Source organism: Vibrio sp. 2-1-2a, assembly GCF_032648565.1.
Taxonomy (GTDB): Bacteria; Pseudomonadota; Gammaproteobacteria; order Enterobacterales; family Vibrionaceae; genus Vibrio; species Vibrio diabolicus.
Map to the genome: position 1 here is coordinate 476,475 of NZ_WBOH01000001.1, position 22,122 is coordinate 498,596.

General features: G+C 45.7%; 20 protein-coding genes. 7 read left to right on the forward strand and 13 right to left on the reverse strand.

Translation table 11 applies throughout. From position 1 onward, the window contains the following. Window positions 1-5 precede the first annotated feature (5 nt). The 12 genes from F7Y48_RS02260 to aspS all read right to left on the reverse strand — a co-directional run bounded on the left by F7Y48_RS02260 (window position 6) and on the right by aspS (window position 10,601). Window positions 6-449 (reverse strand): ExbD/TolR family protein, encoded by a 444-nt coding sequence (locus tag F7Y48_RS02260; RefSeq protein WP_005378298.1) that lies wholly within the window; start codon window positions 447-449, stop codon window positions 6-8. Between the two features lie 3 nt (window positions 450-452). Further along, window positions 453-1,151 (reverse strand): protein TolQ, encoded by a 699-nt coding sequence (gene tolQ, locus F7Y48_RS02265; protein WP_005378301.1) that lies wholly within the window; start codon window positions 1,149-1,151, stop codon window positions 453-455. Next, window positions 1,141-1,560, reverse strand: coding sequence for a tol-pal system-associated acyl-CoA thioesterase (ybgC, locus tag F7Y48_RS02270; protein ID WP_012841975.1), 420 nt, complete (start codon window positions 1,558-1,560; stop codon window positions 1,141-1,143). Before ybgC ends, tolQ begins: the two co-directional genes overlap by 11 nt. A gap of 172 nt (window positions 1,561-1,732) precedes the next feature. Continuing rightward, window positions 1,733-2,035, reverse strand: coding sequence for a cyd operon protein YbgE (ybgE, locus tag F7Y48_RS02275; RefSeq protein WP_041852976.1), 303 nt, complete (start codon window positions 2,033-2,035; stop codon window positions 1,733-1,735). Further along, the gene (cydX, locus tag F7Y48_RS02280) at window positions 2,028-2,135 is read right to left on the reverse strand and encodes a cytochrome bd-I oxidase subunit CydX (RefSeq protein WP_000270284.1); all 108 of its coding nucleotides are present in this window, start codon (window positions 2,133-2,135) and stop codon (window positions 2,028-2,030) included. The genes ybgE and cydX overlap by 8 nt, the downstream gene beginning before the upstream one ends. Window positions 2,136-2,147: 12 nt before the next feature. Next, window positions 2,148-3,284: a cytochrome d ubiquinol oxidase subunit II gene (cydB, locus tag F7Y48_RS02285; RefSeq protein WP_006742909.1), complete on the reverse strand. Its 1,137-nt coding sequence runs from the start codon at window positions 3,282-3,284 to the stop codon at window positions 2,148-2,150. Window positions 3,285-3,301: 17 nt separating this feature from the next. After that, window positions 3,302-4,888, reverse strand: a complete 1,587-nt coding sequence (gene cydA, locus F7Y48_RS02290) for a cytochrome ubiquinol oxidase subunit I (protein WP_012841977.1) — start codon at window positions 4,886-4,888, stop codon at window positions 3,302-3,304. A 461-nt stretch (window positions 4,889-5,349) separates the two neighbouring features. Next, window positions 5,350-6,354 carry a Holliday junction branch migration DNA helicase RuvB gene (gene ruvB, locus F7Y48_RS02295; protein ID WP_031780162.1) on the reverse strand — a complete coding sequence of 335 codons (1,005 nt, stop codon included), beginning with the start codon at window positions 6,352-6,354 and terminating at the stop codon, window positions 5,350-5,352. Window positions 6,355-6,641: 287 nt separating this feature from the next. Next, window positions 6,642-7,253, reverse strand: a complete 612-nt coding sequence (ruvA, locus tag F7Y48_RS02300) for a Holliday junction branch migration protein RuvA (protein WP_012841979.1) — start codon at window positions 7,251-7,253, stop codon at window positions 6,642-6,644. A gap of 67 nt (window positions 7,254-7,320) precedes the next feature. Further along, on the reverse strand, window positions 7,321-7,842 hold the full coding sequence (gene ruvC / locus F7Y48_RS02305) for a crossover junction endodeoxyribonuclease RuvC (protein ID WP_012841980.1): 522 nt from the start codon (window positions 7,840-7,842) through the stop codon (window positions 7,321-7,323). 91 nt (window positions 7,843-7,933) lie between these two features. Then, a complete protein-coding gene (locus tag F7Y48_RS02310) occupies window positions 7,934-8,680 on the reverse strand; it encodes a YebC/PmpR family DNA-binding transcriptional regulator (protein ID WP_316680629.1) in 747 nt (248 codons plus the stop codon). Between the two features lie 142 nt (window positions 8,681-8,822). Further along, a complete protein-coding gene (gene aspS, locus F7Y48_RS02315) occupies window positions 8,823-10,601 on the reverse strand; it encodes an aspartate--tRNA ligase (RefSeq protein WP_316680631.1) in 1,779 nt (592 codons plus the stop codon). Window positions 10,602-10,874: 273 nt separating this feature from the next. Here aspS and F7Y48_RS02320 point away from each other — a divergent pair, with 273 nt between their 5' ends. From F7Y48_RS02320 to F7Y48_RS02350, 7 genes are all read left to right on the forward strand, one after another. Continuing rightward, entirely contained in the window at window positions 10,875-11,741 is an 867-nt protein-coding gene (locus F7Y48_RS02320; RefSeq protein ID WP_203342251.1) for a DUF72 domain-containing protein, read from the forward strand. A 93-nt stretch (window positions 11,742-11,834) separates the two neighbouring features. Then, window positions 11,835-12,572 carry a carboxy-S-adenosyl-L-methionine synthase CmoA gene (gene cmoA, locus F7Y48_RS02325; RefSeq protein WP_012841984.1) on the forward strand — a complete coding sequence of 246 codons (738 nt, stop codon included), beginning with the start codon at window positions 11,835-11,837 and terminating at the stop codon, window positions 12,570-12,572. Window positions 12,573-12,657: 85 nt separating this feature from the next. After that, window positions 12,658-13,629 (forward strand): tRNA 5-methoxyuridine(34)/uridine 5-oxyacetic acid(34) synthase CmoB, encoded by a 972-nt coding sequence (gene cmoB / locus F7Y48_RS02330; protein ID WP_109168520.1) that lies wholly within the window; start codon window positions 12,658-12,660, stop codon window positions 13,627-13,629. A gap of 276 nt (window positions 13,630-13,905) precedes the next feature. Continuing rightward, the gene (locus F7Y48_RS02335; protein WP_012841986.1) at window positions 13,906-14,652 is read left to right on the forward strand and encodes an ATP-dependent zinc protease; all 747 of its coding nucleotides are present in this window, start codon (window positions 13,906-13,908) and stop codon (window positions 14,650-14,652) included. An 11-nt stretch (window positions 14,653-14,663) separates the two neighbouring features. Then, window positions 14,664-16,169: an inactive transglutaminase family protein gene (locus tag F7Y48_RS02340; protein ID WP_316680637.1), complete on the forward strand. Its 1,506-nt coding sequence runs from the start codon at window positions 14,664-14,666 to the stop codon at window positions 16,167-16,169. Between the two features lie 3 nt (window positions 16,170-16,172). Then, window positions 16,173-17,141: an alpha-L-glutamate ligase-like protein gene (locus F7Y48_RS02345; RefSeq protein WP_006742116.1), complete on the forward strand. Its 969-nt coding sequence runs from the start codon at window positions 16,173-16,175 to the stop codon at window positions 17,139-17,141. A 220-nt stretch (window positions 17,142-17,361) separates the two neighbouring features. Continuing rightward, window positions 17,362-17,514 carry a hypothetical protein gene (locus F7Y48_RS02350; protein WP_005390736.1) on the forward strand — a complete coding sequence of 51 codons (153 nt, stop codon included), beginning with the start codon at window positions 17,362-17,364 and terminating at the stop codon, window positions 17,512-17,514. Between the two features lie 142 nt (window positions 17,515-17,656). Here F7Y48_RS02350 and mukB read toward each other — a convergent pair whose 3' ends face one another. Then, window positions 17,657-22,120, reverse strand: a complete 4,464-nt coding sequence (gene mukB / locus F7Y48_RS02355) for a chromosome partition protein MukB (RefSeq protein WP_316681812.1) — start codon at window positions 22,118-22,120, stop codon at window positions 17,657-17,659. Window positions 22,121-22,122: the final 2 nt, after the last annotated feature.

The following is a 22,122-nucleotide window of genomic DNA, read 5'->3' on the forward strand; positions in this document are numbered from 1 at the left end:
GATGTCTATTCCCTGATATCGGTCATTAGACCTACCTTAGGGATACCAGCTCGACTTAGTTCATCTAGCAATAGAACAACATCGGCATATGGTGTTGCCGCGTCGCCACCTACCGCAACTGGTGAATCCGGCTTAACCTCTCGCTCCGCTTTCACTCGCACAATAACATCTTGCAACGACAAACCTCGCTGAACTTCTTCATCATTTACGCTTAGGCCTAAATTACCCTCACTATCAATTTCGATGATAATAAAGCTACTGTCAGTCTCGCCAGCAAGGTCTTGCATAGATTCTGCGGTCGATGTTTTCGGAAGATCAACATCGACGCCTTGAGTCACAAATGGAGCGGTCGCCATAAAAATGATCAACAGTACGAGCATTACGTCGATATACGGAACAACGTTGATCTCCGCTGTCATTTTTCGCTTTTTAGGTTGATAACCCGCCATGCTTTATTCCTTATCCGCGCTGTCTCGGCCAGCCATCGCTTGACGATGAAGGATGCTGTGGAATTCTTCAGAAAATGTTGCGTAAGTGTGCTCTAGTTTGCTCACTTTATTGCTTAGGCGGTTGTAGGCCATTACAGCCGGAATAGCCGCAAATAGACCCATCGCTGTCGCGATCAATGCCTCGGCGATACCCGGTGCAACCATAGACAACGTAGCTTGTTTTACTTCACCCAACGCAATAAAAGCGTGCATGATGCCCCAAACGGTACCAAATAGGCCGATGTAAGGACTGATAGAACCGACTGTCGCTAAGAACGGTAAGCTTGTTTCTAGTTCATCAACTTCACGAGAGACAGCAACGCGCATTGCGCGGCCAGTGCCTTCCATGATGTACGCTGGTGAGTTTGCGTTGCTCTTACGTAGACGAGCAAACTCCGTGAAACCTGCGTAAAAAATTTCTTCTGTGCCTTCAATTTCGTCTTTACGCGCTTTTACTTTTTGGTAAAGCTGAGAAAGATCAGTACCCGACCAGAATTTGTCTTCAAACTGCTCTGCATTCTTTGACGCTTGAGAAAGCACTTTGCTGCGCTTGATGATCATTGCCCATGACACAATTGACATACCAAGCAACGTCAGCATCACAAGCTTTACCAACAGACTAGCCTGAAGAAAGAGATCTAAAATGGAAATATCAGCAGTCACTATTTGTTAGCTCCGAATTTATAAAGGTTGGAATAGCTATTGGTTTCATTTTCTTATTATCGATACATGCTACCTTAACAGAGGCCTTGCACAATATCTTGCCTTGATCATTGACCAACTCTTGACAGAATTGCAGGGAAGCACGTTTTATTTCTGACACTCGGGTTAATACTGTCAAATGCTCGTCCAGCCTTGCCCCTTGGTTGAAATCAATATCCATGTGTCGGACAACAAAGCCGATATTTTGTTCCAGTAACACATGTTGAGAAATGCCTTTGGCACGTAACATTTCTGTCCGCGCGCGCTCAAAGAATTTTAGATAATTAGAATGATATACAACGCCGCCCGCATCGGTGTCTTCATAGTACACGGTGATCGGCCAGCGAAAGAGATTTGATGTGCCTTGCAAGGGAGTCCCAATATATTCAATTCTTTAAAGTAATTACTATAACTGAAGCGACAGCAATTGGTACCGAGCTAAGGGAATATTTTTGAAATTTGTAGAAAAAATAAAAGCTAGGCGAAATACCTAGCTTTTATTCGATGATTTAGTAACCGACTTTATTACAGCGTATTTCAGCCTAAAAGAAATAAAGTGCCGTTAAATAAATTAAGATAGCTAACGAAAAGTAGGGACTAAACAAAGCTTGCCAGTACCAGTTTCTCGGTTTGAAGCCCACACCGTAAACCATGCTTGAGCATACAGACCAAATCAGTGCTGGTGCGATGATTGAGTTAAAACCACCAATTGCTTGATGGTAAGCTTCAGGATCCCACATCACCAATCCTACATGCATAAAGCCAAGGATGAGAGATAAGACTCTTAACAGAGTCTTATCCATCGGAGCGTGAAGTTGCGCTACCTTATCAGCGAGATTACTCACTGTCTTTGTCCATCATTTCTGAGTGCTCTAACCAAAGAGCGTTGATGATACCGAATGCACAAGCAAGTAGTACACCTAGAATCCATGCGAAATACCACATAGTAAATGCTCCTTAGTAAAGTGAGTTTTTGTTGTCTTCAATGTACTGATCATCAAGGCGACCAAACATCTTGTAGTAAGTCCAAGACGTGTAACCAAGGATGATTGGTACCATAACAAACGCAACGCCTGTCATTAGATTCAGAGTCAGTTCAGATGACGTTGCATCCCACATTGTTAAGCTGTGGCTTGGCATTAAGTCTGAAGGCATGATGAATGGGAACATCGCAAAACCTGCAGTAAAGATAACGCCAGCAACACCCAAGCTTGAAGTAATGAACGAAATCGCACATTTTTCAAGACGAGATGCCAATACGGCAAGAAGCGGCATTGCGACACCTAGTACAGGAGCAGCCCATAGTAGTGGGTAGTTTTCAAAATTCTTCATCCACGCACCAGCTTCACGGATTACCTCTTTGTTTAGAGGGTTAGAAGCTGCATTAGTGTCGATACCGCCAACAATGACGTAACCATCAATATTTTGGATCCAGAAACCAGCAGCTACAAACGCTGCAACCGTCAGTAAACCAGCCAACTGAGCAACGTTGCGAGCACGCACATGCACTTCGCCCGTTGTTTTCATTTGTAGCCAAGTCGAACCTTGCATCAAAATCATGAACAAACTAACTAAGCCACACAGCAGTGCAAATGGGTTTAGAAGACCAAAGAATGAGCCATGGTATGTTGGCATCAAGAACTCACTCAATTGGAATGGTACACCCTGTAGTAGGTTGCCAAACGCTACACCAAAGATGATTGGTGGAACAAAACCACTGATTGAGATACAGATATCCCAGGTATTACGCCACTTTGGATCTTCGATTTTAGAGCGGTAGTCTAGGCCCAGAGGACGAAGCCATAGCGCTGCTAGTGTCAAAATCATCGCTAAGTAGAAGCCTGAAAATGACGTTGCATAAACCAAAGGCCAAGCTGCAAACAATGCACCACCAGCAGTGATAAGCCAAACTTGGTTACCATCCCAGTGAGGGGCTATTGAGTTAATCATGACGCGACGTTGCGTGTCGTTTTTACCGATAATAGGTACAAGCGCGCCTACACCCATATCGAAACCGTCTGTTACTGCAAAACCAACTAGTAGAACACCGATTAGTACCCACCAGATGAGTCGCAAGATTTCGTAATCAAACATCTTGTTATCTCCTTACCTTACGCTTCTACTTGGCGACTAACTTTGTCTTCAACAGAGTCAGCATTTTGCTCGAAGTGGTAGCGACCCGTTTTCAGGCTACTTGGGCCTTTACGAGCGAATTTCAACATTAGGTAAACTTCTGCAACCAGGAATACCGTGTATAGCGCCAGAATTGCGAATAGTGAAGTCCAGATTTCGCCAGCAGTTAATGCAGAAGCTGCAACGTGCACTGGTAAAATTTCACCAACAGCCCATGGCTGACGACCGTACTCAGCGACGAACCAACCCGCTTCAATCGCAATCCACGGTAGTGGGATGCTGAATAGTGCAGCTTTAAGAATCCATTGTTTCTGTTCGATCTTCTGACGACACGTTTGAATAAATGCCGCACCGAAAACGAATAGCATGATGAAACCACAAGCAACCATGATACGGAATGACCAGAATAGCGGCCATACTGTTGGGATTGAGTCATCCGCAGCAGCTTGGATTTGCTCTTCTGTCGCATCAACAACATTGTCTGTGTAGCGTTTTAGAAGTAGACCGTAACCTAGGTCACCCTTCACTTCATCAAACGCAGTCATGTTTTCTTCTGACTTGTCGCCCGCACGAAGCTTCTCGAGAAGTTCATAAGCGTACATACCGTCACGAATACGATCGACGTGCTCATCACGTAGGTCACGAAGACCTGTTACTTGCTCATCAAAAGAACGTGTCGCGATGATACCCATTACGTAAGGGATCTTGATTGCGTAATCGGTGTGCATGGTTTCTTGGTTAGGAACACCAAACAACGTAAACGCTGCTGGAGCTGGTTCTGTGTGCCACTCTGCTTCAATTGCAGCAAGCTTCACTTTTTGAACTTCACCAAGCTCGTAGCCAGATTCATCGCCAAGAACGATGGTAGATAAGATAGCCGCAATACCGAAAGAAGCAGCGATAGCAAATGAACGACGAGCAAACGCAATGTCACGACCTTTTAATAGGTAGTATGAACTGATGCCTAGAATAAACATTGCGCCACAAGTGTAGCCAGAAGCAACCGTATGCACGAACTTAACCTGAGCAACTGGGTTTAGTACAACTTCAGAGAAGCTTACCATTTCCATTCGCATGGTTTCGAAGTTGAAGTCCGCGCCTACTGGGTTTTGCATCCAGCCGTTTGCGATAAGAATCCAAAGTGCAGAGAAGTTAGAGCCCAGCGCCACAAGCCAAGTAACCGCTAAGTGTTGACGTTTAGATAGACGATCCCACCCGAAGAAGAATAGACCAACAAAAGTTGACTCCAGGAAGAATGCGACAAGGGCTTCGATCGCTAGCGGCGCACCGAAGATGTCACCTACATAGTGGGAGTAGTAAGACCAGTTCGTACCAAACTGGAATTCCATGGTAAGGCCTGTCGCCACACCAAGTGCAAAGTTAATACCGAATAGCTTACCCCAGAACTTGGTCATGTCCTTGTAGATTTGCTTGTTCGTCATTACGTACATCGATTCCATAATGGCCAGAAGGAAGGCCATACCAAGGGTCAATGGTACGAATAGGAAGTGATACATCGCTGTCAGTGCAAACTGCAACCGCGATAGATCAACTACGTCAATCATGGTAACTCCTATGTGTCGGCTGAATGACACTCTCTACATATTGCAATCCATATTCAAGTGTTATTTACACTTGAAAAATGTTGAATTATCACAACTCATTGTTGCAAAAATGTGCTTCATTGGTTAGTTAATTGTTAAGCATCAGCTAATATAGCTAGGGCTAATATTACTTGTAAAAACAGATTGTTTCAAAAGGTTTATAGCCGGAATGCGCTTTGATATACATCAATGTTTATGCGCGGAATTTGCACAAAAATCCATCACATTGATCCAGATCAACCAGTATTAGATACGGATGTTAAGAGAGAGTAATCAGGAGAGAAATTAACCAGTTGCGAGCAAACATAGAGTTAACAATCAATGCTTTTTACTTACTAAACTGGTATGAGAAGAAATTCAAAAAATGTGAGTTTGGTCAACTTTAATGAAGCGCTGGGCAGCAAAGGCCCAGCGCGGGAATCTTATTTTTCAATTCCGAAATGCAAATACGCACGATCTGTCGCGATTCTTCCACGTGGAGTGCGTTGTAAATAACCTTGTTGAATAAGATAAGGCTCAAGAACGTCTTCGATAGTATCCTTTTCTTCACCTATCGCTGCCGCCATGTTATCGAGTCCGACCGGACCACCACCAAATTTCTCCATAATTGCGAGTAGTAGTTTGCGGTCCATATAATCGAAACCTTCGGCGTCCACATCAAGCATATTCAGCGCTTTGTCGGCAACCTCTGCACAAATGTGACCATTTCCTTTCACTTCCGCATAATCGCGAACACGACGTAGTAGGCGGTTAGCAATACGTGGTGTGCCACGTGCACGTCTTGCCACTTCCAATGCACCTTCAGGTTCCATTGACAAACCTAAACAATCCGCGCTGCGCTGCACAATATCTTGGAGGTCTTTTATCTTATAAAACTCAAGACGCTGAGTAATACCAAAACGGTCGCGTAATGGTGACGTTAAAGAGCCTGCTCGGGTCGTTGCACCAATCAAAGTAAACGGCGGCAAATCGATCTTAATAGAACGAGCGGCCGGACCTTCACCGATCATAATATCCAGTTGATAATCTTCCATCGCCGGATACAGAACCTCTTCAACCATCGGGCTTAAGCGGTGAATTTCGTCAATAAATAGAACGTCATTTTCTTCTAGGTTGGTTAGTAACGCGGCTAAATCGCCTGCTTTTTCAAGAACTGGCCCTGAAGTAGTACGGATGTTTACTTCCATCTCGTTGGCGACAATATTTGCTAGCGTGGTTTTACCCAAACCCGGAGGGCCAAAAATTAACAGGTGATCAAGAGCTTCACTACGTAACTGAGCAGCTTTGATGAAGATCTCCATTTGGTCACGAACGTGGTCCTGACCTTGGTAATCCGCCAACTTCTTTGGTCGAATAGCACGATCAATGACATCTTCATCACGAAAGGCTGGGTTTTCTGGAGCGATTAAACGATCGGCTTCAATCATCTTTTTACCTTGAAAAATGGTTACCTGAGAGAATAATGCCGCTCGTTTAACAGCAAGTGGCATATTTCTGTATCTCGTCATCCTGTACAGCGACGAAGGAGCGTGATACAGGATCTTCTATCCGAGCACTTTATGGTCAAAATTGTTTCATTAACCGCTCAGCATGCTGCTATTAGATTCCCAGTCTCGCTAGGCTCGCTGGAATGACACAAAAAACATCGTTAAGCGATTGGCATTAACCTTAGAGAATGAGTTATCTTGAACAAATGCTCACTGTGAAACCAGCGTTACACCATTGATTTTAGAGCTTCACGGATCATTTGCTCACTGCTCATGTCCGGTTTAGCGATCTGAGACACCACTTTCGACGCTTGAGTCGGCTTGTAACCCAAAGCTAGAAGCGCGCTAATTGCCTCTTCTTCCGCGTTGTTGGATGTCGCACCAGAATCCGCAGGAGCAGCATCCGTAAATGGTGTAAATAGATCGCCAGCGCCCCACCCTTTCAAGCGGTCTTTCATTTCAACAACCAATCGCTCTGCGGTTTTCTTGCCAACGCCTGGAAGCTTAACCAGCGTAGAAACGTCTTCATGTTCCACACAAGTAACAAATTGCGTTGCTGTCATACCAGAGAGAATACCAAGACCGAGTTTAGGACCAACGCCATTGGCTTTGATCACTTCACGGAAAAGTGCGCGTTCTTTTACTGTGTTGAAACCGTATAGCAATTGTGCATCTTCACGGACGACAAAGTGAGTATAAATAATGGCTTCTTCGCCAACATTTGGCAGCTCGTAAAAACAGCTCATTGGCATCTGGACTTCATAACCAATGCCATTAACTTCAATTAATACTTCAGGTGGTTGTTTTTCAATCAGTGTGCCACGAAGACGTCCAATCACTATAAATACTCTTTGGAAATGAATTTGCGACAGGATAATAAAGAACTGGATAGACATCCAGTTAATTTTATCGGTAGCGCCCTTTTCTGGCACTGGTTGCTTTGCCCGCTAAGGCAACAAGGGTTTTGTTCGTATTGGCATGACAAATCGCCACACCTAAAGCATCGGCTGCATCTGCTTGAGGCTTGGCGGGCAGTTTAAGCATCTGCTGAACCATATGCTGAACTTGTGCTTTGTCCGCACCACCAGTACCGACTACAGCTTGCTTAATAAGACGCGCGGCGTATTCGTATACCGGCAACTCTGCATTCACCGCAGCAACAATTGCGCTGCCACGAGCCTGGCCAAGCTTTAATGCTGAATCCGCATTTTTAGCCATAAACACTTGTTCAATCGCAAATACGTCCGGTTGAAACTGAGTAATGATTTCCGTGACGCCAGCGTAAATCTGCTTAAGACGGCCCGGAAGTTCTTTTTCTGAAGTACGAATACAGCCACTACCAAGGTATTGCAAATGGCGTCCATTTTGACGAATGACCCCATAACCGGTAATGCGTGAACCTGGGTCAATGCCCAAAATAATTGACATGAATGTTCCTAAAAATGAGGCCGAATGCGGCCTCAATTTCTTATTATTACTTTCTAATTTCGGAGCGAATACCGCTCACTGCACATTGAGTTTACTGTAGAGAGGCTGCAACGTCGTCAGAGATGTCACCGTTGTGATAAACCTCCTGAACATCGTCCAGATCTTCTAAAGCGTCAATCAAACGAAGCAGTTTTGGCGCAGTGCCCACATCCAGTTCTGCTTTCGTTGAAGGGATAAGCGACACTTCGGCGTTCTCCGCCTCAAAACCTGCAGCATCAAGGGCATCTTTTACGAGTCCAAAATCGCTTGGCGCGGTGTAAACATCAATCGAGCCATCTTCTGATGTTTCGATGTCATCAGCGCCACTTTCTAACGCCACTTCCATCACCGCATCTTCATCTAAACCTGGGGCGTATGAGATCACGCCTTTCTTGTCGAAAAGATAGTTTACACTACCATCCGTACCCAGATTGCCTCCTGACTTCGAGAACGCATGGCGTACGCCAGATACTGTGCGATTTCGGTTATCCGTCATACATTCGACCATGACCGCAGTGCCACCCGGGCCATAACCTTCATAGATTACGGTTTCCATATTGTCATCGCCTTCACCACCAGCACCTCGGCTGACAGCGCGGTTGACAGTGTCACGCGTCATGTTGTTAGACAACGCTTTATCAATTGCAGCTCGCAAACGTGGGTTATTTTCTGGCTCACCGCCTCCCTCTTTTGCCGCAACAACGATTTCACGGATTAATTTGGTAAAGATTTTGCCGCGCTTCGCATCTTGCGCTGCTTTACGGTGACGAATATTCGCCCATTTACTATGACCTGCCATAATTCACCTTTTAATGTATTTTGACGCTTAATAGCAAACATGAGCTAAAAAGCGTTGCTTGGGAAATTGCTTTGGAAGTTTCTTGGGTTTATTTAAACAAAAACTCCCGCAGTTGCGGGAGTTTTCTTCAAATGTTGTGCGCTTATTCTGCGTCTTTTTCTTTCGCTGCAGTCACTGCGATTGCTAGCTCTTCTAGCGCTGCTGGGTTCGCAATGCTTGGTGCGTCTGTTAGTAGACACGCCGCTGCTGTTGTTTTCGGGAATGCAATAACATCACGGATGTTCTCAGTACCACATAGCAGCATCACTAGACGGTCAAGACCGAATGCAAGACCAGCGTGTGGAGGCGTACCGAATTTCAGTGCATCAAGCAGGAAGCCGAACTTAAGCTGTTGCTCTTCAGGTGTGATGCCTAGAATATCAAATACGGCTTCTTGCATATCTGCGTTGTGGATACGAACAGAACCGCCGCCAACTTCGTAACCATTTAGAACCATATCATAAGCGTTAGAGTTTGCCGCAGCTGGGTTCGCTTTTAACTCTTCCGCAGTCACACCTAGAGGTGACGTGAATGGGTGGTGCATCGCGTGTAGGTTGCCTTCGTCATCTTCTTCGAACATTGGGAAGTCAACAACCCATAGTGGAGCCCATGCTGATTCGTCAGTTAGCTCTAGATCTTTACCTAGCTTCAGACGCAGTGCGCCCATAGCTTCTGCAACGATGCCCGCTTTATCAGCGCCAAATAGGATGATATCGCCAGATTCCGCTTGAGTGCGATCTAGGATGCCGTTGATCACGTCTTCGTTTAGGAATTTAGCTACTGGAGATTGGATACCTTCCATGCCTGCAGCACGGTCGTTAACCTTCATCCAAGCTAGACCTTTCGCACCGTAGATACCAACGAATTCACCGTAGCCATCAATTTGCTTACGAGTCAAAGATGCACCACCTGGAACGCGAATAACGGCAACGCGGCCTTTCTCGTCGTTTGCTGGGCCAGAGAATACTTTGAACTCAACGTCTTTCACTAGGTCAGCAACGTCTACTAGCTCTAGTGGGTTACGTAGGTCTGGCTTGTCAGAACCGAAACGGCGAATCGCTTCGCTGAATGGCATTACTGGGAACTGACCTAGGTCTACGTTTAGTAGCTCTTGCCACATATCGCGAACCATGTTTTCTGTCACTTCACGTACTTGCTCAGCCGTCATGAATGACGTTTCGATATCGATTTGAGTGAATTCTGGTTGACGGTCAGCGCGTAAGTCTTCATCACGGAAACACTTAACTATTTGGTAGTAACGGTCAAAACCAGACATCATTAGAAGCTGTTTGAATAGCTGTGGAGACTGAGGAAGCGCGTAAAAGCTGCCTTTGTGAACACGGCTAGGTACTAGGTAGTCACGCGCGCCTTCTGGTGTCGCTTTCGTCAGTACTGGTGTTTCGATATCTAGGAAGCCGTTGTCATCTAGGAAACGACGAACAAAGCTAGATGCTTTAGCACGTAGCTTGATGCGGTCACTCATTTCTGGACGACGAAGGTCTAAGTAACGGTACTTCAAACGTTGCTCTTCAGAGTTCTTTTGGTTGAAGTCTAGAGGCAAAACGTCACTGCGGTTGATGATTTCAAGACCTGTCGCAAGGATCTCAACTTCACCTGTTGCCATGTCTTTGTTTGCTTGGCTTTCTGGACGAACGCGTACTTCACCCGTTAGTTTGATACAGAATTCATTACGAAGTGTGTTAGCCACTTCATACGCTTCCGCCATATCTGGATCAACAACTACCTGAACGATACCTTCGCGATCTCGCATATCAATAAAAATAAGACCGCCTAAATCACGACGACGGTTAACCCAGCCGCAAAGTTCTACAGTTTGTCCTGCAAGGGACTTGTTCAGGTGACCACAGTAATGGGTACGCATAATGAAATTCCCAATCTCTCAAATGTTGTTAACTACGCTCTGTCAGCCTCATTGCCAAGCAGAGTAAAGATTCAGTTATACGCTGAATGTCCACGAAAATCGACTACTCAACATACAATTAAGTGTGTTTTATCATTCACTGGTGCTTTTTAGTACAACAAATGTTCAAAAGCGCACCAAAGCGAAAAAATTGGTGGGGATTATAGCGTGAAATTACCTATTTCAGCAAAACTCTCGTAAAGTATTCACACGAGTAGCAAGCAGTAAAGAATAATGGATAACTTACCTCTTCGACTTGGATTGACGATGTGGTCGCACAATCAATGGCAACAAAGTTTTTACGGCAGCGGGACAAAGCCCGCTGAACGTTTAGAAAGGTATGCGCAAGTGTTTCATACCGTGGAAGGCAACACGACATTTTATGCCACACCGACGCTCAATACAGTGCAAAACTGGAGAGCCGCAACCCACGATGATTTTCGCTTTACTTTCAAACTTCCTAAAGCCATCACTCATGAGCAAATGCTAAGAGGTTGCAGCGAACAACTGAGAGACTTCATGAAAGTCATGGAGCCGTTGCATGACCGTGTGGGGCAATGGACAATTCAATTGCCAGCCGCATTTGGTCCTGAGCACCTTGATCGACTGAAAAAATTCTGTGCGAGCTTTCCACCTAACTTCCCTCTTGGTGTTGAGGTTCGTCATATGGCATTTTTCTCCAAAGGTGAAGAAGAGCGAGCGCTTAACCAATGGTTAGTAGAAAATAACATTGACCGCATTATTATGGATAGCCGCCCTGTCTTTGCCGCTAAGCCAGACAATGAAGCGATCATTGATGCGCAAATGAAAAAACCAAGAGTACCAGTCCACGCCATTGCTACCGCTTCACACCCTTTGATTCGCTTTATTGGTCATCCAGAAGAACAGCAAAATTACGAGTTTTTTACACCATGGCTCAGCAAGTTGCCGCAATGGATTGCAGAAGGTAAACAGCCGTATGTCATGATCCATACTGCGGACAATATAATTGCGCCGGAGTTGGCAGCCAATCTGTATAAAGACATACAAAAGCGTATAACACTTCCTGACTTGGCATCTTTCCCGGCTAACGATGGCAACTCGCAGTTGCAGATGTTCTAACGCAACACATGACAGAGGCGTGAAATTCCCATAAAATACGCGCCTTTTTTGGTGCCTGACGTTTTCAGGCAGCTTGTATGCAGAGACTTGGTTATGAACCCTAAGAGCAATCCAGATACTATTTTTTCGGCTCCAATCGATAAAATTGGGGATTTCACGTTCGATGAACGCGTAGCGGAAGTATTTCCTGACATGATTCAACGATCGGTACCGGGTTACAGCAATATTATTTCTGCAATCGGTATGCTGGCAGAGCGTTTTGTAAAGCCCCACTCAAACATCTATGACCTTGGCTGTTCTTTGGGTGCTGCAACATTGTCTATGCGTCGCCATATCAAACAAGAAGGTTGCCAAATCATCGCAGTGGACAACTCTCCTGCGATGGTTGAGCGTTGTAAACTTCACGTCAACGCGTACCGAAGCGATACTCCTGTAGATGTGGTTGAAGCGGATATTCGTAATATCGATATTGAAAACGCATCAGTTGTCGTACTGAACTTTACTCTGCAATTTCTTTCTCCAGACGATCGTTACGCCCTGCTTGAACGAATCTACGCAGGTCTACGTCCAGGCGGAATTTTGATTTTGTCGGAGAAATTCGTCTTCGAAGATGAAGTGTCAAACGAGCTATTAATTGACCTTCACCACGACTTTAAACGTGCAAATGGTTATAGCGAACTAGAAATCAGCCAAAAGCGCAGCGCGATAGAAAACGTAATGCGCCCAGATTCAAAGAAAGAGCATAAAGAGCGTTTCGCTAAAATTGGCTTTTCTAGCTACGATGTTTGGTTCCAATGCTTTAACTTTGGCTCTATGTTCGCAATTAAATAAACCGTGCATACAAAGGCCCTGAATCACGCCACTTTAGGCTGTTATTTAATAATTTTAATACCATCAACTCAGCGATTAACTAACTATGTTTAACTTTGCAAACTTCTACCAATTGATTGCCCAAGACACACGTCTTCAACCTTGGCTCAATGTGCTACCACAACAGCTAACGGATTGGCAAAATGCAGAGCACGGTGACTTTGGTCGCTGGTTGAAAGCACTGAACAAGATTCCAGAAGGCTCACCGGATCAAATTGACATCAAGAATTCAGTGACCATCAGCAACGACACTCCTTTCCATGAAGGTGAGCTGAAGAAATTAGAGAACTTACTTCGTACATTCCACCCATGGCGCAAAGGGCCATACCACGTACACGGCATTCATATTGATACTGAGTGGCGCAGTGACTGGAAATGGGACCGTGTGCTTCCGCATATTTCTCCATTAAAGAACCGCAGCGTACTCGATGTTGGTTGTGGTAACGGCTACCACATGTGGCGCATGCTGGGTGAAGGTGCACGCTTAACCGTCGGTATCGATCCATCTCACCTGTTCCTAATTCAGTTCGAAGCAATTCGTAAACTAATGGGCGATGACCAACGTGCGCACCTACTGCCGTTGGGTATTGAACAACTACCTAAGTTAGAAGCGTTCGACACGGTATTCAGCATGGGCGTACTTTACCACCGTCGCTCTCCACTGGATCACTTGGTGCAGCTAAAAGATCAATTAGTGTCTGGTGGTGAACTAGTATTGGAAACACTCGTGATTGAAGGTGATGAGAATGCAGTGTTGGTTCCAACTTCTCGTTACGCACAAATGCGTAATGTCTATTTCTTCCCTTCAGCAAAAGCGCTGAAAGTGTGGTTAGAGTTGGTAGGATTTGAAGATGTGCGCATCGTTGATGAAAACGTCACTTCAGTTGATGAACAACGTACCACAGATTGGATGACGCATAACTCTCTACCAGACTATCTAGATCCGAACAACCCAAGCAAGACTGTAGAAGGTTACCCTGCCCCTCGCCGCGCGGTTCTTGTCGCTCGCAAACCATAATTCGCTGAGATTCCTGACATTGTCTTAACTCATTTTACGAGTTAAGACATTACCCTCTTTCCTCGTACTGAGCGTGTTTGTTTTTCGAGTCCATTTGTTACATCAAAACATAAGCACGCTCTAAATAAGGATGCGCTTTTATGTCCTTGATTTTTAGCTTTTCATCACTATTCCTCAAACAATAAGTAATAGAGAAACATTCTTACTTGTGAGGCTTTATCGATATGAGCTAAACTCCTAAAAAATAAACAACTTAATCCAATCCCAAGGTTTTCAATGTTATTACGATTGACCCCGATTGTTGCCATCGCCTTACTATCTGGATGCTCACTAACCAAAGGCGAACAGTACCACCAAGAAACGTTAGCGGCTATTCAAACTTCAGAAGCGAATGTCAATAATCGCATTACTAACTTAGAGCTTCAGCTCAGCAACCAATCGGACTATATCGACAGCCTTGAAGAACAAGTCGATAAACTACAGGTTGAACTTCTGACATTTCGCGATGAAGCAATGGCAGAAGTGAAAAAGCCAAAAGAGCCGATTATTGTCCAATCTCCTGCTCCTGTGGAACCAACACCAACTCATGATATTGTCCTTGGCTCAATTGAAAAGGTCACTATCGACTCCATTAAGCAGACTTTTGATGCACGTGTCGACACCGGTGCCGCAACCTCATCTTTAAATGCAGTTGATATTGAAGAGTTCGAAAGAAACGGCAAAAACTGGGTTCGATTCCACCTGGCAGATACCAGTAAATCTGAAGAAGAAAAAAATACTTGGATCGAAGCGCCAGTCATTCGTTACGTAAAAATTCGCCAAGTTACCAGTGAAGAACTAGAACGTCGCGCTGTAGTCGAACTTTGGGTGCGCGTTGGAAAAATTCATGAAAAAGCGCAATTTACGTTGGCAGATCGCTCGCATATGAACCATCCTATTTTACTGGGTAGAGAATTTATGCGCGACATCGCACTTGTCGATGTAAGTCGTACCTATATCCAAACGGACGAAGATAAAAAATAATAAGGTAGATTATGACGTCAAAAATACCGTTTTACCTTTCAATCATCTTATTGGTGATTGCGGGCATTGCTTTGAGTGTTTTCAGACATGAAAACTACGGCGTGCCTTGGACACCAGGCGAAACTCGTCAGGTATGGGATGTAGAAGCACGTATTGAGTTCAATGCTAACGGCAATGAAGTCAAAGCTTCACTCGCAGCACCTCATACACAAAGTGGTTATACGCTTATCGGTGAATCCGCTTCCTCTTCTGGTTATGGCGTTTCCTACATTAATTCTGATTCTGGACGTCGTGCCGAGTGGTCAATTCGTCAGGCCAAAGGTCCTCAAACCATTTACTACAAAGCGCAGTTCTTAGTGGACCCTCAAGCTAAAGTTACGCCTCTACCACCAACTGAAGACATTACGCCACCAACTCTATCAGCGCCACAAGCTGCGGCGGCAAATGCCCTTGTTGAGCGTGCGATGAGTCGTTCTGCCGACAATGTGACCTTTACTCGTGAGCTCATCAAAGCGCTTAATGACCCAGACAGTCAAAACTCATCGCTACTACTGAATGACTTCAGCCGTACTGATGCACTACATAATATTTTGCTTACCGCAGGTATACAGAGCAAAACCGTCGGTGTTATCGAACTAGAAGATGGCCGTCGACGCCAAACCATTCAACCAATGGTTCAGGTTTGGTCAGGTAAAGATTGGGTACTGTTCTCACCAAATTCCGAACAGAAAGCCGTGAAACCAAACTTATTAGTTTGGGATGAGTCGAATGTATCCCTGCTTGATCTTGTTGGTGGTAAAAATAGCCAAGTTCATTTCTCAATGATCAAGCAAGACATGACTCCACAGCAAGCGACGAACAACAAGATAGAAGCTGATGGGCTGCTGAATATTTCAATTCATAGCTTGCCTCTTGAAGAACAAGCGATGTTTAAGACCATCATGCTGATCCCTATCGGTGCCCTGATCGTGGTGTTCTTGCGTGTGATTATCGGTCTGAAAACATCCGGCACTTTCATGCCAGTACTGATTGCTGTTGCGTTTGTTCAAACCCAGCTATTAACGGGTATTGTCGGTTTCTTACTGATCGTTGGCACAGGCTTGATTATTAGAAGTTACTTATCGAGGTTGAACTTACTACTTGTAGCACGGATATCAGCGGTCATTATTACCGTTATTATGATCATTTCGGTGTTCACAGTAGTCGCATTTAAGATGGGCTTAACGGAAGGCTTAACAATTACGTTCTTCCCGATGATCATCTTGTCTTGGACAATTGAACGTATGTCTATCCTATGGGAAGAAGAAGGCGCGAAAGAAGTCGCTCTGCAAGGTGGGGGCTCACTGCTCACCGCAGTATTGGTTTACTTAGCGATGACGAACTCATACATTCAGCACCTAACCTTTAATTTCATTGGTCTACAGTTGATTGTTCTGGCCGGTATTCTATTGCTAGGTACTTACACAGGTTACCGTCTAACTGAGTTACGTCGTTTCAAACCACTAGCGGAGGACTAAACGATGTTCGAAAGTTTTACTTCGCCAGCTAAGCTTCGCCATAAAGGCATTATGGGAATGAACAAACGTAACCACAGTTATATCGGCCGTTACAATGATCGTTCTAAATACCCATTAGTTGATGACAAGCTCAAAACTAAAATTATTGCGCAGGCAGCAGGGGCGACCGTCCCTGCCCTGATCGGCGTTATTCATAACCAAGCAGAAGTAAAGACCATCCATAGAATGGTGCAAGATTGGCCTGGTTTTGTTATCAAGCCCGCTCAAGGTAGTGGTGGTAAGGGTATTTTGGTTATTACCTCGCATAAAGATGGGGTCTATACCAAACCTTCCGGCTCTACAATTGGTAAGGACGAAGTTGAACGTCATATCAGTAATGCGCTTGCTGGCCTTTTCTCTCTTGGTGGTAAAAACGACGTCGCAGTCGTTGAGAACCTGATTAAGTTTGATGATTGTTTCGATGGCTTCAGTTATGAAGGCGTGCCTGATGTTCGAATCATCGTATTTAAAGGCTACCCTGTTATGGCAATGATGCGCTGTTCTACGGCGGCGTCGGACGGTAAAGCAAACCTCCACCAAGGCGCTGTGGGCGTGGGCATTGATATCGCCACAGGTAAAGCAATCCGAGCGGTGCAATTCGACCATCCAGTCACCCACCATCCGGATACCGGCAAAGACCTTTCTACCCTCCAAGTCCCGCACTGGGAGCGCTTGCTTGAGCTTGCGTCTAGTGCGTGGGAGATGACAGGGTTGGGATACATGGGCACTGATATGGTGTTAGATAAAGAGGAAGGGCCTATGGTTTTAGAGCTCAACGCTCGTCCTGGCTTAGCAATCCAAATCGCTAATGGTGCAGGCTTGCTTCCTCGTTTGAAACACATAGAGAGCCTCGGCACACCTGCCGAGTATCCAAAGCCGATTGAACGTGTCGCCTACGCAGCAGAGCAGTTTGGGGTAAAACCGCAGTTCTAATCGCCAATCACAATATCATTCGCCAGTAATTGTTCGGATTGCTGGCGTTTTTTGTTTCCGTTTCCAAAACCGTCTACCTACTCATCTTATTAAACAAACCTATCTCACCTATAACTTGAATCAATGATCGAGCTAACAGAATCAACATAGATCGTTTCTTTTCTCCTTTAACTTTTGAGTATGATGAGGTCTCCCCTTACTCAACTTGAGAGGTTGAGAAATGCTAACAAAAGAAACAGATAACGATGAACCAGAGCTTGAAGAACAAGAGAGCTTAGACCAGCATTTACAACGCTTGTCTGAGCTTTCTGTCCAAGCACTTGAAGAGCTTGCTGAAATGATCGATATCAGAGACGATATTTCAGAGGAATAAAACTTAGCCTCCCCGCTAAGTTCTATTAATAAGCCGAGACTGTCGTCCTACAGTCTCGGCTTATTTTATACGCTTTGAAGCCTCCCGCTAACAAATACAAAAACGCCCGTAATAAATGCGGGCGTTTTGCTAGATTCGGAGTTTACGATTCAAACTCTTCGATCATCTCTTGCGCTTCGGTCTTAGGCTTATCCGTTTGACCAAAACCACGTAGACCAACTACGTGTACGTGCTCATGGTCTTTAAACACCTTACGCACCAACTTGTAGGTAGTCCCTTTCTCTGGGCTGATGTTTTCTGGTGCCGCAATAAGAAGTTGCATATCCAGACGGTCACACAATTCGAACAATGTCGCGATCGATTTAGCATCCAGACGCGCTGCTTCATCCAAGAAGAGCAAACGACAAGGCACAATGTCTTTGCTGCGCAGACGACGAGACTCTTCTTCCCAGCTTTGCACTACCATCAGTAGGATTGACTGACCAGTACCGATCGCTTCACCTGTTGATAGCGCGCCAGACTCGGCCTGTAGCCAACCATCTGTACCACGGTTCACTTCTACACTTAGCTCTAGGTAGTTACGGTAATCCAGTAGCTCTTCACCTAGAACTTGCGGTGAACGTTGACCCATATCGATGTGTGGGTTCACGCGTTGGAACAGTTTCGCCATTGCTTCAGAGAAGGTAAAGCGAGTCGATTCAAACAGATCTTTATGCAGCTCTTGCTGTGTCGCTAGACCGTTTAGTAACACTTCGTGACTTTCACGAATTTTCACGTTTAGACGTACGCCCTTGACCTGACCGAACGAGATGTTCGACAAGCCTTGGTTCAGCATACGAATACGGTTTTGCTCACGCTGAATCGTTTTCTTGATGATGCTCGCTACCGACTCAGAGCTGATCGCTAGGCGGTTTTCACGTTGCGTTAGCTCTTCCGTTAGACGCGCTAGCTCTACTTCCATCTCTTCGATTGCTTCGACTGGGTCATCAGTACGGATGATGTCCTGACGAATACGCTCACGAAGGTGTTGGTAAACAGCAATGTAGAACAGAACTTTACGCTCTGGGCGAGCGTTGTCTTCAGACAAACGGAGTGCATCACGCAAGTCATCATTGTTTGCAACAGCAAGACGCAGCGCACCCAATGATTTATCCGACATGGAACGCAATTCATCTGCCGACATATACGCCAGTTCACGTTTGTGTAGACGACGTTCAACATCGTTCTCACGCGCCAGACGAAGTACTGAACACCAGCCAGCTTTCGCAGCAACCACGAACGTACGCAGCTCAACGTATTCTTTCTGAACTTTCTTCAGACGTTTTGCCAAGCCTTTCATCTCTAGTTCAGTAGAGGTAATCGTACGCTCGTATTCGCTCTTACGACTGCGAGACGTGTGTAGACGCTCGTGCAGTTCGTCACGACGACGCATTGCACGTTCTTCCGCACCTTCGTCCGCATTAACACCAAACTCTTGAAGTTCTTGTTTGAACTCTTGAACGGTTTCTTGCTTAGCTTGATGCGAACTCTTCAAAGACGCCAATACTTGGTTGTATTGGTTCATTTGTCCTTGTGCTTGCTTCAACTCTTCACGAGAACGAGTACGAGTCTGTTCAGCTTGAACCAACTTCGCTTTTAGCTGCTCACTCAGTTCGCTACTTTTGTTCAGAAGATCAACCGAGTCTGAGTAAGCGAAGTAGTGACGACGTTCAACCAGATCCGAGAGTGCAAAGATTTGCTTCTTAAGATCTTGTAACTGTTCATCTGCTGCTTTGTATTCTGCTTCTAGTGCATCGAATTGCTCTGGGTCAGCATCAAGCGCAGACGCAATATTTTCTAGTTGCGCGACGGCTTTTGCATGGTTGTTTAAGAAGTTTTTCGCCTCTGCAAGCTGAGCGATTTTCTCTTCTAGCTCATCAAAACGCGCTTGCAATGATTCATCTTCAACAAGCACCATGTGTGATGATAACTTGTCCAGAGAAGACAGTGCTTGCTTACTAGTTTGAAGCTGAGAGCGTTGCTGCTGCTCTTTTGCATCCAGATCCGCCAGCACGCGAGCGATTTGGTTACGCTTATCACGAATGGTTGCGAGCGCTTGTTCTGGATCAGCGTCAAAAGCTACTTGAATGTGGTTAGACACAAATTGGTTAAATGCTTGGTACAAACGCTGCATTTTCTGAGAGTCAAACGCCGCTTTTGCGTGCTTCTCTACCACTTCTTCTCGTTCGTTACGCAGCAACTCTAAACGCTGCTCACGTGCCGCACGACCAAACAATGGGATCTCAGGCAAGCGAGAGTAACGCATTTGGCGATCGTTCATGCGAACACAAACCGCGCCCTCTAACTCTTCTGCATCGAACGAGCTGTCATCAAAGGCATCGATGTCACCTTCAATGATGTACAAGTCTTCTGGACAGTCGTCTAGCTCTACCAGTTTCTCTTCGATACCTGACAGGTCAGAAACAACGATAGCGTGACGAGCCGGACCGTACATCGCACTGAAGTAAGGCGCATCATCAATCGTGATGTCATCGTAGATCTCAGACAGTAATACACCGCCTAAAGTATCAGCCAAACCTTTCAGGCGAGGGTCGTTTGAACCACCAGGAGAAGCAAGACGTTCAATCTCAGCGTCTAGCTGGCTACGGCGCTCAGCAAGCTTATCTTTAGCTAAGGACAGCGCCCTTTCTTGCTCAAGAACAACCTGCATGTGGTTCATTACCGCATGACGATCTTCAAGGTCTGTCCCGCTCTGCTCACGTAATTTCTCTAGTGCATCGTTCGCCGCAATCCAAGCTGGCGCTATCGCTTCAAGCTTACTGATTTCTGCCGTCGCGTTTTGCTCTAGACGGCGCTGTTCACCACGCTGATCACGAACTTCTTCTTGAGCTATCTCTAGTGATTCGATTTGCATCGCATGACGTTCACGTTCTTGTTCAAACGTAACTTCATCGGTTAGCTCGACGTGATATTGCTTTTTGTATTCAGCAACCAGTTCACGCGCTTGACGTTGCTGATTGAGGCTACGCTCAAGATCGCGATGCTGCGCTCGCCATTGCTGTTCGTTTTGTGCAATTTGCTGTAATTCTCGAGCTTTAGCGATTGCCAATTTTGCGCGCTTAGAGGCTTCTTTGCGCTCAACAGGGCCAACGATGCTCTGTACAAGCTTCAATGCAGTATCAAACTGCTCTGCCGCAGCTGATGACATATCGAGCTTATGTTTCACAGACAACAACGTATTGGTATTTTCTGTCTCTTTGTTTTTCAGCTCCGCCACTAACGCTTGTGCTGATTCCGCCGTTAGGCTGTCATCGCCAAGTAGCTGCTTCGCTTTCTCCAGCGCTTGAACGGCTTGTTGGTATTGAAGCGCACGAGTTTGCTGAACGTCAAGAGCTTGCTGGTAATCAGCAAGTTGCGTCTTAAGGCTGTCCACCTCTTCTTCTGCAACGGTCGCTTGCTCTTCAGCCATCATCACGCGTTCTTGCGCTTCTTCCACTACCATCATTTGTTCTTCAAGACGCTCGCTCAGCTCTTCAAGATCTTCTTGGTAGCGTTCGATCTTCTCTTGCTGACGCAGCGCGTTTTGCACCAGTTGCAAGTGATCCGAAGCCGCTTGGTAGTCTTGCTCTAAAGAAGATTCTGATTCGATCAGCAGTTCCAGCTCTTCTTGAACGCGGTTAAGCAGATTGTTTTGCTCAATCAAGGTCTCGCGAGAACCAAATAACTCTGAACGCAAAGACAATGTCTGTTCTAGTTTTTTACGACGCTCGTTGGCATGGCGCATATAGTCCGCCGCCACGTAGTTAGTCGACTCTGTAATCAAGTGTTTGAACAAGTCACGGTCTGCTTGCGTGGTTTTGATCGCTTCTAGCGTCATGCGGTTTTCACGCAGCGCCGATTCCATATCTTGGAACGCTTTCTTCACGCCGCCGTTTTGTGGCAGAAGGTAGTCACGTAGCGAGCGCGTAATCGCACTTGAAATACCACCGTAAAGCGATGCTTCGATCAGGCGGTAGAATTTAGAGCGGTCACCAGAGTTACGCAGTTTCTTCGGAATCACACCGAATTCAAACATTTGTGCGTGGTAATCCACGATAGAAGAGAACGCTTTGAACTGAACGCCTTCAAATTCCGCGATCGATTCTTTTACTTCGTTGATTTGACGTACACGAGCTTGAGTCGCAGATACGCTTTCAACCAAGATATCCGTTGGTTTCACATGGCTTGGAAGACCTTGGATCACAAACGGTTTGATGTCTACTTTCTTATCACGACCCGCAACTTGCTGCAGTTTTACTGCAAACAGTAGGCGTTGGTTACGTGAGTTCACCACGTCTAGCGCTGCATAACACGCCCCCGGTTGTAGCTTACCGTATAGACCTTTATCGCGAGACGATTGGCTGCTGCCTGCTTCTGTCGTGTTACGGAAGTGCAGCAGCGTTTGGTCAGGAATCAATGCGGTGATGAACGCCGCCATTGTGGTTGATTTACCTGCACCGTTACCACCTGATAGCGTGGTGACCAGACCATCGATGTCAAACGTACGGGCAAAGAAGCCGTTCCAGTTGACCATGGTCAGCGATTGGTATTTACCGCGTTCAATCATGC

Coding starts and splice junctions, on each gene's coding strand:
- F7Y48_RS02260 (WP_005378298.1), bottom strand. CDS start 449: ATGGCGGGTTATCAACCTAAAAAGCGAAAAATGACAGCGGAGATCAAC.
- cydX (WP_000270284.1), bottom strand. CDS start 2,135: ATGTGGTATTTCGCATGGATTCTAGGTGTACTACTTGCTTGTGCATTC.
- cydB (WP_006742909.1), bottom strand. CDS start 3,284: ATGTTTGATTACGAAATCTTGCGACTCATCTGGTGGGTACTAATCGGT.
- cydA (WP_012841977.1), bottom strand. CDS start 4,888: ATGATTGACGTAGTTGATCTATCGCGGTTGCAGTTTGCACTGACAGCG.
- ruvB (WP_031780162.1), bottom strand. CDS start 6,354: ATGATTGAAGCCGATCGTTTAATCGCTCCAGAAAACCCAGCCTTTCGT.
- ruvC (WP_012841980.1), bottom strand. CDS start 7,842: ATGTCAATTATTTTGGGCATTGACCCAGGTTCACGCATTACCGGTTAT.
- F7Y48_RS02310 (WP_316680629.1), bottom strand. CDS start 8,680: ATGGCAGGTCATAGTAAATGGGCGAATATTCGTCACCGTAAAGCAGCG.
- aspS (WP_316680631.1), bottom strand. CDS start 10,601: ATGCGTACCCATTACTGTGGTCACCTGAACAAGTCCCTTGCAGGACAA.
- F7Y48_RS02320 (WP_203342251.1), top strand. CDS start 10,875: ATGGATAACTTACCTCTTCGACTTGGATTGACGATGTGGTCGCACAAT.
- cmoA (WP_012841984.1), top strand. CDS start 11,835: ATGAACCCTAAGAGCAATCCAGATACTATTTTTTCGGCTCCAATCGAT.
- cmoB (WP_109168520.1), top strand. CDS start 12,658: ATGTTTAACTTTGCAAACTTCTACCAATTGATTGCCCAAGACACACGT.
- F7Y48_RS02335 (WP_012841986.1), top strand. CDS start 13,906: ATGTTATTACGATTGACCCCGATTGTTGCCATCGCCTTACTATCTGGA.
- F7Y48_RS02340 (WP_316680637.1), top strand. CDS start 14,664: ATGACGTCAAAAATACCGTTTTACCTTTCAATCATCTTATTGGTGATT.
- F7Y48_RS02345 (WP_006742116.1), top strand. CDS start 16,173: ATGTTCGAAAGTTTTACTTCGCCAGCTAAGCTTCGCCATAAAGGCATT.
- F7Y48_RS02350 (WP_005390736.1), top strand. CDS start 17,362: ATGCTAACAAAAGAAACAGATAACGATGAACCAGAGCTTGAAGAACAA.
- mukB (WP_316681812.1), bottom strand. CDS start 22,120: ATGATTGAACGCGGTAAATACCAATCGCTGACCATGGTCAACTGGAAC.